This window comes from Rheinheimera gaetbuli (assembly GCF_054781935.1).
This window is the reverse complement of the sequence record NZ_BAAGTL010000008.1, coordinates 42,699-56,460: the sequence shown is the minus strand read 5'-3', so window position 1 is coordinate 56,460 and position 13,762 is coordinate 42,699. Positions and strand designations below refer to the sequence as shown.

Below are 13,762 nucleotides of genomic sequence, written 5' to 3'. Positions count from 1 at the left end.
CCTGATGCTATCGCCTGTCAAACGCCGCCTGTTTTACCTTATTGCGCTGTTATTGCCGTTGCTAATATTGCTGCTGGCAGAACTGAGCCTACGAGCTGCCGGCTATGGCAGCAGCTATCCGCTGTTTGTACCCAGCCCGTTGTCTACAGATTACCTTGAGCCAAACCCGGCTGTAATGCAGCGCTACTTTGCCCCGGCACAGGCGCCAGGCCTCAGTATGGACACCCAGCTGATCCGCCGTGAAAAAGCACCGCACAGCCTGCGAATTGTGATCCAGGGTGGTTCAACCGCAGCAGGCTTTCCCTATGGCCGTTGGGGCTCGTTGCAGGCAATGCTGACGCAGCAGTTAAAACAGCAGCTCCCGGAACGGGATATCGAAGTAATTAACACTGCTATGGCAGCTGTAAACAGCTACAGTCTGCTTGATTTTCAACCCGATATACTGGCGCTTAAACCGGATCTGGTAGTCATTTACGCTGGGCACAATGAATTTCTCGGCGTACTGGGCGCAGGCTCAGTGCTGAGCCCAGCCGGCGGCCGCACCAGCACCTTACTATTGCTAAAAGTAAAGCAGCTGCGCATATTTCAGCTGCTACGCAACCTGCTGGCAGGCAATGCCGAACCGGCAGCTACAGATCAGCGACGCAGCCTGATGGCAGAAATCGCCCGGGGCGCTGATATTGCCACTAACAGCCCGCTATACCGCGATACGCTGACACAGTTTCAGGCCAATATGGCGCTGTTGCTGCAGGGTTATCAGCAACAAGGGATACCCGTTCTGCTGGGTAATCTGGTTAGTAATGAGCGCGACCTGGTGCCTTTTTCTGCCGTTGCTCTGGCCGAATGGTCTTCGTTGTTGCCGGCACTGCAACAAGGCATTGACAAGGTACCAGAGCAATTGTTGGCTAACCCTGTTGCGGCTGATTTTGTTCGTGGCCAGCAGGCACTGGCAGCAGGCAAGGTTGAAGAAGCCACCCAACTGCTGCAACACGCACGTGATAACGACAGCCTGCGTTTTCGTGCGCCAACACAGTTTAACCAAGTGTTAGCGCAATTAGCCGCTAAGCATCAGGCGACCCTGGTCGACATCGAAGCGCTGTTTCGCCGTCATAGCAAAGATGGCCTGATTGGCAATAATTTACTGTTAGAACATGTACATCCTAACGTGGCGGGCTATAAGCTTATGGCGGCCGGATTTTATCAGGCATTGCGGCAAAGCCCGTTGTTACAGCAAGCCGGAACCGCTGCTAAAGTTCCGGTCCGCGCTGAAGATGCGCCGCTAACTGAACTGGATATCCGTTACGCCGGGCATAAAATTGATAATTTGCTGCGGCAATACCCGTTTAACCAGACTAACCTTCCACCACTGCCAGCCCTGTCAGATGCCAGACTGGATCAATTGCTGCAGCAGCGTTTAAATGGCGCGCCCTGGCTGCCGCTGCAATATGAACTGGTACGTTATTACCGCCAACAACAGGATTTGCCAGCCACCAGCAAAGCGCTGGCAATGCTGGCCGATGCACTGCCACATGAGACCGAGCTGTGGCACGAAGCCGGCCTGGCCTATCTGCAACACCATGAACTGTCACTGGCCAGCTACTATCTGCACCGGGCCTGGCAGCAACAGCCTGACAATCAGCGTTATCTGTTAAACCTGGCACATCTGCGTTTTTTGCAAAAAAACTATGCTGCCAGCCTACAGTTGCTGCAGCAAGCGCAACAGCTGGCGCCGCAGGATAAGCGGACTCAGGGTTTTATCGACAAAGTGCGCCAGGTGCTTGCTGACGCCGGCTAGCTGTACAAAAACTCACCGGCTACATACGTATTCATCAACACCAGTGGCCCTTCTGGTTCTATAGTCAGCAGCAGAACTGGCTAAAGCCAGCCATAAATAACAAACAAAACGACAGGGTAGAAACATGTTCGCACTCTCTTTTACGCAGCCCGCCTGGCGCGCTGCGCTGCTGTTGCTTGGCGCTTTGCTCAGCGGCTGTGGTGGTAGTTCAGACTCAACGCCGACCACACCTGACTGCCCGGCAGGCCAGGCTTATGACAATCAACAGCAACGCTGTGTCGCCAGCAATACGGCACCGCAAATTACCTCAGCGGCCAGTCTTAACCTTAGTGCCGAACAAAGCAATGATGCTGTAGTCTACAACGCGACGGCAACCGACGCCCAGGGCGACAGCATTAGCTGGCAGCTTACCGACAGTAAAGCTATCTTTAGTATTAACAGTCAGAGCGGCGCGATCAGTGTCACCAACAGCAACAATTTACTGGCTGCCGCCGGCAGCAATTACAGCATCACACTGCGTGCGACCGACAGCAAAGGCGCCGCCAGTAGCTTACATCTGCAGGTCTATATTGCCGATGCGGTGTCCGGCTCAGGCCCCTCGGTGGTGCCGACTGCCAGCCAGGCGGTGATTTACTACTACCGTCAGGATGGCAACTACGATGGCTGGATATTACATGCCTGGAACAATACGACCTGCAATGCCTACGCTGATCTGGCCGATGACGAGGGTACCGACTGGAATACCGGCTTAACCGCCGACGGCGTCGATGACAACTACGGCGCTTACTGGCTATTTGACACTAAAGCCGGCGCCAGCTGCGCCAACTTTATTGTGCACAGTGGCGATAACAAAGATCCGGACGATAATGATCAGCAGCTGACGTTTAGCACCGCACGTTGGGCCTTTGTGGTTTCAGGCGTTGGCATTTTTACTGACCCCGACGATGTGGTGTTTGAACCCGGCTTTAGCATCAGTGATGCTGCCGGCCATTGGCTGGACGCACAAACCCTGTTGTGGAACCAGGACTACGCTGATGTCCGGCTGCTGGCGTCAAGCGACGCCCAACTGGATGATAGCTTTACTGCCGATTTAACCTTGCCACTTAGCCCCACCAGCCTGACGCAAAACCAGCGTGACCGCGTGCCGCATTTAGCCAATTGGCAAGCCTACTCGCTAAATGCCAGCGCCAGCCAGCTAGCACAGCTACTAACCTCACAGCTGGTGATTGCCGCGTTTGACGCGGAGCAACAGCCGCTCAGTGCCAGCTACGTGCAAAATGCCAAAGCCCTGGACAGTATCTTTACCAGCGGCGCCAATGACGCCGATGAACAAACCCTGGGCTTAAGCTACAGCGCTGACGCAATCAACGTAGCAGTGTGGGCACCAACAGCGCAACAGTTGCAGCTAAAGGTGTTTAATGCCGATAAGAGTGCCTTTGCCAGTTACCCGATGCAGCAAGCTAGCCACGGCATTTGGCACTATGCTGCGCCACTTAGTGCTGATCGCAAGTACTATCAATTTGACGTTACCGCCTATCATCCATTAACTAAACGCGTAGAGGTGATGACCGCTACCGATCCCTACTCTGTTAATACCTCAGCCAATGGCCGCTATTCGCAATTTGTAAATCTGAATGATGCCGGCTTATTTCCCGCTGGCTGGCATGGCCGGCTCGTTCCTGAGATTGCTGCAGCGGAAGATGCTGTAATTCTCGAAGCACACCTGCGCGATCTGACTATTTTGGATAGCAGCACCAGCGCCGCCAACCGGGGTAAATACCTGGCGGTAACAGAAGATGGCTCTGCTGCGCGCCAATACTTGCAGCGTGTAGCCGATGCTGGCGTTACGCATTTTCAAATGTTGCCCGCCAACGATATTGCCACTATTGACGAGCGCAGCGCAGAACAAATAAACCTGCAAAGTACCGTTGGCCAGCTGTGCCAGCGCGTGCCGGCTGCGGCCGTTTGCAGCAGCGTTAGTGGCGGCAGCACCCTGCTTGACGCCTTTAACGGCTTTGACCCCGCCAGCACCGCAGCAGCCGACTTAACCCAGGCGCTACGCGGTATAGATGGCTTTAACTGGGGTTATGATCCGCACCATTTCAACGTGGTTGAAGGGAGCTACGCCAGTGATCCGGACAGTGTCGCCCGTATTGTCGAGTTTCGCCAGATGGTACAGACGCTGCAGTCTATTGGCCTGCGCGTTGTACTGGATGTCGTGTACAACCATACGTCGTCAGCTGGTTTATTCGACAATTCGGTGTTCGACAAACTGGTGCCAGGCTACTACCACCGCTACAACGAAGTCAGTGGCGAGATGGAACGCTCAACCTGCTGTGAAAACACCGCCACCGAACATAACATGATGGCGAAGTTTATTGTTGAATCGCTGGTGCACTGGGCCGACGCCTACGGCCTGGATGGCTTCCGCTTTGATATTATGGGCCATTTACCGGCACAACTGCTGCTGGATGCCCGTGCGGCAGTAGCTCAGGTTGATCCTGACACCTACTTTTATGGTGAAGGTTGGAACTTTGGCGAAGTAGCAAACAACCGCTTGTTTCAACAGGCAACTCAAGCCAATCTGGTGGGCAGTGAAATTGGCACCTTTAACGACCGGCCACGCGACACCCTGCGTGATGCCGCCTTATCGCAAACCAACGTCAACCTGCAAAATGCCGACCATATCCGTTTGGGTTTAGCCGGTACGCTGCGCAACTACGTGCTGCAAGACAAAGACGGCCAGCGCCGTGAAGGTTTCCGCTTTTCCCAGTCGGCATACGCTGGCGACCCGGCAGACATTATTAACTATGTCGATAAACACGATAACGAAACCCTGTGGGACAAACTGCAGTATGCGCTGCCTGACAACATGCCTACCCACGACCGCCGTCGGGTACACAATCTGACAGCGGCCATACCATTACTAAGCCAGGGCATACCGTTTTTTCAGTTGGGTGTTGATTTGCTGCGGTCAAAATCACTGGATCGCAACAGCTACGACTCGGGCGACTGGTTCAACCGGGTGCTGTACGATGGCAGCAGTAACAACTGGAATATTGGCCTGCCGCTGCCGCAAGATAACCCGGATCAAACCCGGATTGCAGCGTTAAGCGCCAATAGCAACATCGCGGTAGACAGCAATATCATTGCCACCGCCCGTGATGTATTTGCCGAATACCTGCAGATCCGCCGCGATAGCCCGTTATTGCGCTTACGCACAGCCGATGAGGTTATTGCACGGTTAGGCTTTTACAATACCGGCCCGGCGCAAACAGCGGGCGTTATTGTAATGAGCCTGGATGACGGTATTGGCCTGGCCGATCTGGACCCGGCAGTAGATGCCATGCTGATAATAATCAATGGTACAGCTAACGATATTAACCATAGCATTACCGCCGCCAACGGTTTTGAACTGCACGCTGTGCAACAACAGTCGGCTGACAGCCGCATTCGTCAGGCCACTGTTGCTAACAATCAGTTCAGCGTACCGGCCTATACCGCCGCAGTATTTGTTAAGCCACAGCAAGGCGCTCAGGGTACTGGGTTATCGGCCGATCCGGACCGGTTTAGCTCGCCTTATGGTGATGCAGTGTTATACAGCCGCGGTTTTGCTGCCGACAACAGCGCTATGCAGTACGACAATATGGGCCGCTACAGCCTGTCGCTGACGCTGCAAGCAGGCAATTATCAGTTTGATATCAGTGACAAAGACAGCCTTACCCTGGGTGTGGCAGAACTGAACATTGCTGCCGGCTCAATTGCGCTGGGTAACGCTGGCAACTTGTTTACGGTGCAACTTAGCACCGCCGGTAACTACCAGCTGTCGCTGGATGTGACCCAGGCAACACCGCAATTAAGCCTGACGCTGAATAATACGCTGGTTGACTGTGCCGTGCCGGACTCGGGCGACGCCGCTCCCTTCAACATTGCTGGTTCTGGCCAGCTGTATGTGCGCGGCAGCCATTCGGGTTGGAACGCCATGCCCGACTATCGCCTGCGCTACAAAGGTAACAACAAATACCAGGTAGTCGCGGATTTTGATGGTGAGTTTGAATTTAAACTGGCGTCAGATGATGGCAGTTGGACCACACAACTATGGGTACAGGATGACAACGGCAATATTGACACCAGTAGCCTGATGCCCGGGGTGAGTTATCCGGTGGCGTATAAAGACGCCGGCACCAGTAACAACCGCTCTGCGTTAAGTGCCGGCAGTTATAGCTTTACTCTGCAACTCGACAGCGCTAACCCGGCACAGGGTAATGCAGTTGGCAGTTTGCAAATTGACCAGTGCTCGCAGCCCTGACAGCCCTTGCAGCCTTGTTTAACCGAGCAGGGCTGCTGTAATTTTCAGCAGTAACAAAACTATTTCAACTGCATACGTATGCAGCAGGTTTAATAAGCAGACACCGTTGATTTATGCTTAAACCGCATAGTGTACAGGCTAAAAACAGCACAACGCGGCTAGCGATTTTCTTCGCAACAGGAACGACAGTGAACAGCAACTACGCAGAACCCACTGCAGCAGAGTTACTGCAGAACGTGCGTCAGCACATACAAAGACAACTGCCACAGCAACCGTCGTTGGCCATGGTTGCTGCCGCACTGCACCTGAGCAACCGTACGCTGCAACGCTTATTGCAACAACAGCACACCCGCTTTCGCGATCTGCTTGCCAGCTGTCGCCACCAGGCGGCGCTGCAGTATTTAACCCAGGGCGAACTTAGCCTGCAGCAAATTTCCACCAGGCTGGGGTTTGCCGAACAAAGTAGTTTTCAAAAAGCATTTAAAACCTGGCACGGCTGCTCTCCTGGCAGTTTTCGTCAGCACAAACAACAGCGAACTCAACGCTATAACCGCTCATCAGGCGGAGCAACAGGTGAACTATGGAACTAATTAAGCAACTCGCCGCACTGGCGGGTTTGCAAGACAGCTACATTCATGCTCAGGGCCATACTGAACATATCAGCCTGGACAAACAACAGGCTATTTTGCAGGCGATGGGTTTTGATTTGTCGTCTGAACAGGCAATACAAGCACATATTATTGCTCTGACTGAACAACCCTGGCAGGAAGTTATTGCACCGGTGACAGTGTGTACCGAGGGTGAAGCGCTGCAAATTCGTATCCAGCAATTGCAGCATCAGGCTGTTAGTGACTGGCACTGGCAAATTACCACCGAAGAGCAACAACACCTCAGCGGGACAGTGCATATCAGTGCGAAAGACATTATTGCCCGCCACAGTACCGGCCAGGGCGAGGTGTTAGCAGCAGAACTGATGTTGGATGTCAGTTTGCCATTGGGCTATCACCAGTTAAGCCTGCGTCATGCCAATGCACAGTACAACCAGCAATTAATTATTACACCGCAGCGCTGTTTTCAGCTGCATGACAAAGCAGTGCTGCATAAAACCTTCGGCCCGGCTATTCAATTGTACGCGGTAAAATCAGCCCGAAACTGGGGCATTGGCGACTTTGCTGATCTGCAGCTGATGATTGCACCGCTGGCAGCACAAGGCGCCGACTTTATCGGCCTGAACCCCCTGCACGCCCTGTACCCGGAGCTACCGCAAGATTGCAGCCCGTATAGCCCAAACAGCAGGCTATGGCTTAATAGCCAATATGTCGCACTGGAGCAGACGGTCGATTTTGCTGAGTGCGCCGAAGCACAACAACAGGTAGCCGCACCAGCATTTCAACAACAGTTGGCTACGCTGCGTCAAACCACAGATGTCGACTACATTGGTGTGGCGCAGGTAAAAAAAGCCATTGCCAGCACCCTATTCCGCCATTTTAAGCAGCAGCATCTGGCAAACAATACTGAGCGCGCAGCGGCATTTAGCCAGTTTGTGCAACAAGCGGGTGAAAGCCTGCAATTACTTGCTATTCATCAGGTCTTACAGGGTGAACTGTTTGGCCAGAGCTGGGACATGGCTGCCTGGCAAAACTTCCCGCAGCCGCTGCGCGATCCACGCGGCAAGGCGGTAACAGAGTTTGCCAAAGCCAACAAAGATGCGGTTGACCTGCAGCTTTACTTACAGTGGCAGGCGCACCTGCAACTGCAGCAGGTTAAGCAGCTATGTCAGCAACATGGTATGGCTATTGGCCTGTATTGCGATGTCGCCGTCGGTGCCAGCCGCAGCAGCGCCGAAAGTTGGGCGGCGCCGGAAGATTACCTAATGGATTTAAGTGTCGGTGCGCCAGCAGACATTATGGCGCCAAAAGGCCAAAACTGGGGCTTGCTGGCGTTTAACCCAGACACCTTGCGCCAAAAGGCCTATCGGCCATTTATTGAACTGATCCAGGCCAATATGCGCTATGCCGGTGCACTAAGGCTGGATCATGTAATGGCTTTATTGCGTTTATGGTGTTGCCCTATTGGCAGCGATGCCACTGCAGGCGCGTACTTGCGCCTGCCGGCAGCGCAGCTTTTTGCCATTTTAGCCCTGGAGAGCCAGCGGAACAGCTGCGTGGTAATAGGCGAAGACTTAGGCACAGTGCCGGTAGAAATAAGCCATCTGATGGCACAATATCAGGTGCTGTCATACCGGGTATTTATGCTGGAGCAAAAAGCCGGCAGCTACGACCATGCAGCCCAGACTTACCCTGAGCTGGCACTTGCCACAGTTACGACCCACGATATGCCCACTATGGTGGGCTATTGGCAGCATAATGATCTGCAGCTACGCCATCAGCTGGATTTATTTCCCAACCCACAGGTGGCACAAAGCCTGCTTCAGTTGCGCACAGACGAAAAACAACTTATGCGTGAACGATTGCAACTGACAGAAGGTGATTACGCTGCGCTAATCCGCCAAAGCCATCTGTTTGTTGCACAGCAGCCGGCAAAGTTACTGGCATTTCAACTGGAAGATTTACTACTGATGACCACTCCGGTGAACATCCCCGGCACCAGTACTGAATACCCGAACTGGCGGCGGAAGTTGTCTGACAATATCGATGATATTTTGCTGCGCCGCGACGTGCTGGAGATGCTGGCAGACATTAAAGCGGCCCGACAAATCTAGCTCACTGCACCAAAGAGATCTACTCAACGATAGCCTGGTGGTTGACACTATCAGGCTAGGTTGACCAAACCCGCCGCGCTGAGACGATCAGAGCGATACCGCCTAGCAGTGCAACTGCACCAAACTCACTCATCATGCTGCATATTTGTGCAGCTTTTTTCTAATTGCTATTGACGCCTGTTTGCTATTCATCTACCTTTTGTAAGCGCTTACAATTTTATATTTGCGCTTGCATGCAGAAATGTAAGCGCTACCACAAATAAAAACGATGCAATACTCAGCTAAACACGGGAGAGAGGGTATGAACCAAACACGTTTCAAACTATCGCGCTTGGCGGTCAGTTTGTCACTGATCACAGGTGCCAGCGTACTGGCCCCTGTCTATGCTCAGGATGTGCAAACAGAGAAAGCCAGTGAAGAGATTGAAGTCATTCAGATATCGGGTATTCGTGGCAGTTTAGTTAAGTCGATGGATGTGAAACGTAGCTCCACAGGTGTGGTAGATGCGATTTCTGCTGAAGATATTGGTAAATTCCCCGACACCAACCTGGCCGAGTCATTGCAACGGATCACGGGCGTAGCGATTGACCGCTCAAACGGTGAAGGTAGCCGCGTGACAGTGCGGGGGTTTGGTCCGGAATTTAACCTGGTGATGCTAAATGGCCGGCAAATGCCTGCTTCATCATTAGAAGCAACAACGGCATCATCATCCCGCTCTTTTGATTTTGCTAACCTGGCTTCCGAAGGCATTGCCGGGGTTGAAGTATATAAAACCGGCCGTGCCAGCATTGCAACCGGCGGTATGGGCTCCACCATCAACATTTTGACCACCAAGCCATTAAATGCCCCTGGCATGAAAGCCACTTTTGGCGTTAAAGGTGTAATGGACCAATCAACTGACGAAGGTTCAAATATCACCCCTGAGCTGTCAGGCTTATATAGCAACACCTTTAATGACGATAAGTTCGGTGTCGCAATCAGCGGATCTTATCAACAGCGTGATAGCGGCAATAAGCAAGCCAATACTGGCGGCTGGCGCACCTTTCCCGGAACTGTTAATGGTTTCGACTGGGACGGCGGTAATGCTGACTGGGGTGGTTTGATCCCAGATGGCGACAATGCGCATCAGAATTACCCAGCCGCCGATTCCATCTATTCAGTGCCGCAAAGCTTGGGATTTGCCTTCCACGAAGTAGAAAGAACCCGCACCAATGGCCAGTTAGTGCTGCAATATAAACCTGCTGAAGCAATAACAACGACCTTAGACTATACCTATTCGAAAAACGAAGTGTCAGACCGTTACAACGACGTGTCTGCCTGGTTTAACTTCGGCCCGTCCACCGGTGTATGGAGCGACGGCCCGGTAGCAGCGCCAATCGTGTACTCAGAAGCGTTCGCCGCACCAGGCGATTTAGCCATGGGCGCAGGCCAATTTTCTACCATGAACGAGAATAAATCACTGGGCTTCAACGCCAAATGGCAAGTCAACGATAACCTGAAACTAGAGCTGGATTATCACGACTCGTCAGCGGTTTCGCGCCCGGATAGTCCGTTCGGCAGCAACAACACTATCGGTACCGCAACTTTTGTGCGCTCGGTTACTACGGCGCGTTTCGACACTGATTTACCCACTTTAACCGTCGCTTATCCTGATGGCTTTACTGGTATTAATGGTGAAGATGTACGTATCACAGGTAGCTCATTCCGTAACAGCCAAATGCGCAGTGACATTGAGCAGCTGCAAATTCGCGGTAACTATGTGTTTGACACGGGCTTGTTAACCAGCATTGATTTCGGTGTGACAAGCTCCGAAACTAAGAACCGTTCTGCCTTTTCTAACGTGCAACAAGATAACTGGGGTGGCTTAGGTGCGGCAGGTGATATCGACCCGTCGGTATTTAAGCTGGACCAGTTAGCTGATAATTTTGATGCGTCCGTTAGCAGTGACATGCTGAAAGAGTTTTTCCGCTGGGATTTCAATACTATTCGCCAAATTGCGAACGACAAATACGGCGCCTTAGGTGCGGTAGGTGATTGCGGCACCTCGTTTTGCGCATCATCAAACATGACCACCGACCGGCGCACCACCGAAGAACAAACCGCAGCTTTTCTGCAGTTTAATTTTGCCGGCGAGATTGGTGCACGCCCTTATGGTTTAACAGCCGGTGTACGCTACGAGAAAACCGATGTCACCTCCAGTGCTTTAGTGCCGGTATACAACGGTATCGCCTGGGCAGGTGACAATGAGTTTAACCTGATTAGCACCGGTGAAAGTGACTTTACTGAATTAACCGGTGGTTACACCAATGTATTGCCAAACATCGACTTCAACATTGAAGTGGTTGATGACGTTATTATGCGTGCTTCAGTAAGTAAAACACTGGCTCGTCCAAGCTATGCCGATATTCAGGGTGGGCAAACCCTGAACTCGTTAGTACGGATTGATGGCGGTACCGGAGCTCGCGGCAACCCCGACTTAGACCCGTTTGAGTCAACCAATCTCGATTTGTCACTAGAATGGTACTATGGCGAAGGCAGCTATATGGCAGCCGGTTACTTCAGGAAAAAGGCGAAGAACTTTATCGGCCGTACTACGGTGGAAGAACAAACATTTAACTTAGCACACCCGGCTCAAGGTCCGCGTTATGCTGAGGCAGTTGCCGCTGTAGGCAACAACACTACGGCAATTCGTGATTACATCAAAGCGAACTACCCGGAAACTATCGATGCTAATGGCTTTATTCTCGGGGTGGCAGGCGATACGCCAGCGACCTTCGATATCATTATTCCGGTTAACCAGGATGATGCTAAGTTAGACGGCTGGGAATTTGCGGTACAGCACTTAATCGGTGAAACAGGATTTGGTGTTATTGCCAACGCCACCCTCGTCGATGGTGACTTTAACTACGACAACTTCAGTTTAGGTGAGCAATTTGCCTTACTCGGCATGAGCGACACATACAACGTAGTGGGTTTCTACGATAAAGATGGCCTGCAAGCGCGTATTGCGTATAACTGGCGTGATAAGTTTCTTGCATCTACGGTTAATGGCCAAGGCTTACAAAACCCTATTTACGTAGAGGCTTACGGCCAATGGGATGCCAGCGCCAGCTATGATGTAACTGAAAAATTAACCTTCTTTATTGAGGCTATCAACCTGACCAACGAGTCGATGCGTTCGCATGAACGTAATTCACTGCAATTGGTCAACTATACTGAAACAGGTCGTCGTTTTAACATCGGTGCACGTTATACGTTTTAATACGTTGTTGCTCTGAACAAGTAGCCATCGCAAGATGGCTACTTACTTTTTACAAGAAGTGGTCATGATGCAAGCAGCCGAGTCAGTCGCAACTGATAATCTAACTACCATAACAAATGCACAGTCCTTTGCCGCAGGGAAGATAAACGTTGTTATAGTCGGTGGTGGTAGTGCTGGTTGGCTCACTGCGGCGTTATTGGCTGCAGATCATCAAAACGACCCTCTGGTAACTATTAGTCTGATTGAGTCTGCCACAGTACCTACCATTGGCGTTGGCGAGGGGACCTGGCCATCGATGCGCGCAACCTTAGCGCGAATTGGTATTTCTGAAACCGAATTTATCATCCGCTGCGATGCCAGCTTTAAACAAGGCAGCGTGTTCCGGCAATGGCACAGCGCTGTACCACAAGACTGTTATTACCACCCGTTTACCGCCCCGGTGGCGGCGAATGAGCTGGACATTGCCGAGCATTGGTTCTGCCATCAGCAACAAGTGGAGTTCGCACCGGCAGTATCCAGCCAACCTGCGATGATTGCCGCTGGCTTAGCCCCTAAACGCATTGCAACCCCGGAATATGCCTTCTTACAAAACTACGGCTATCACTTAGATGCCGGTAAGTTTGTCGCCTTACTGAGTGAGCATGCGAAACGGCTTGGCGTGACACACATCGTTGATGATGTGATCGCCGTGGAAAGCCATGTCGATGGTCGTATTGCCGCGCTGCAAACGTCGCGGCATGGCGCCCTAAGCGGCGATATATTTGTCGACTGCTCGGGGTTACAGAGCTTACTACTGGGCAAGCATTACCAAACACCGCTGGTTAGTGTGCAGCATTGTTTGTTAAACGACAGTGCCATGGCGGTGCAAGTGCCTTACGAGAATGAGCACGCGCCCATTGCATCAGCGACGCTGGCCACGGCGCAAACACAAGGTTGGGTGTGGGATATCGGCTTACCGACCCGGCGGGGCGTCGGTTTTGTGCATCACAGTGGTCATACTGACGAACAGCAAGCCCGGGCTACACTTGCACAGTACCTGCAATTATCAGAGCAAGCGTTTAGTACCCGTTATCAGCCCAGGCTTATCCGCTTTACGCCTGGCTACCGTCAGCAGTTTTGGCGACACAATTGTGTCGCTGTGGGTATGGCCGCGGGTTTTATTGAACCGTTAGAAGCGTCAGCCCTGGTGATGGTTGAGTTGTCGGCTAAGTTTATCAGTGAGCAATTACCACGCAGCCTGGCGCAGCTGGCTATAGTGAGTCAGCGCTTTAATCAAACCTTCAGCTACCGCTGGCAGCAAATTATTGAGTTTTTAAAATTGCACTACGTATTGTCGACACGGGATGACAGCGATTATTGGTTGGCCCAGCGCGCAGAGGGCTCAATACCGTCGTCCCTGCAGGAAAAACTGCTAATGTGGCAACAATTTATGCCCAGCCGCTATGATTTACCGATGGCGGAAGAATTGTTTCCGGCCGCCAGTTACCAATATATTCTATACGGTATGCGACACTTACCGGGCCGAGGGCGGCCTGTAAAACCCGCCTCAGCGTTACGTGCCCACCAGGCGTTTGCCGAAGTACAACAAAAAACACAACAGCTCAGAGCAGGCTTGGTCAGTAATCGTGAATTAATAAACCAAATCAAAGCTCACGGCTTACAAAAGATTTAAAG

General features: G+C 52.2%; 6 protein-coding genes. All 6 read left to right on the top strand.

Annotated features, from left to right (window positions below; translation table 11 throughout):
* Window positions 1-4 precede the first annotated feature (4 nt).
* Complete coding sequence (locus ACYVIC_RS07235; protein ID WP_460858610.1) at window positions 5-1,795, top strand: GDSL-type esterase/lipase family protein; 1,791 nt, start codon at window positions 5-7, stop codon at window positions 1,793-1,795.
* Between the two features lie 124 nt (window positions 1,796-1,919).
* The gene (locus ACYVIC_RS07230) at window positions 1,920-6,104 is read left to right on the top strand and encodes an alpha-1,6-glucosidase domain-containing protein (RefSeq protein WP_460858608.1); all 4,185 of its coding nucleotides are present in this window, start codon (window positions 1,920-1,922) and stop codon (window positions 6,102-6,104) included.
* A gap of 188 nt (window positions 6,105-6,292) precedes the next feature.
* Window positions 6,293-6,694: a helix-turn-helix transcriptional regulator gene (locus ACYVIC_RS07225; protein ID WP_460858606.1), complete on the top strand. Its 402-nt coding sequence runs from the start codon at window positions 6,293-6,295 to the stop codon at window positions 6,692-6,694.
* Complete coding sequence (malQ, locus tag ACYVIC_RS07220) at window positions 6,685-8,826, top strand: 4-alpha-glucanotransferase (RefSeq protein WP_460858604.1); 2,142 nt, start codon at window positions 6,685-6,687, stop codon at window positions 8,824-8,826. The genes ACYVIC_RS07225 and malQ overlap by 10 nt, the downstream gene beginning before the upstream one ends.
* Window positions 8,827-9,127: 301 nt before the next feature.
* Window positions 9,128-12,088 (top strand): TonB-dependent receptor, encoded by a 2,961-nt coding sequence (locus tag ACYVIC_RS07215; protein WP_460858602.1) that lies wholly within the window; start codon window positions 9,128-9,130, stop codon window positions 12,086-12,088.
* A gap of 64 nt (window positions 12,089-12,152) precedes the next feature.
* Window positions 12,153-13,760 (top strand): tryptophan halogenase family protein, encoded by a 1,608-nt coding sequence (locus tag ACYVIC_RS07210; RefSeq protein ID WP_460858601.1) that lies wholly within the window; start codon window positions 12,153-12,155, stop codon window positions 13,758-13,760.
* The last annotated feature ends 2 nt before the right edge of the window (window positions 13,761-13,762 follow it).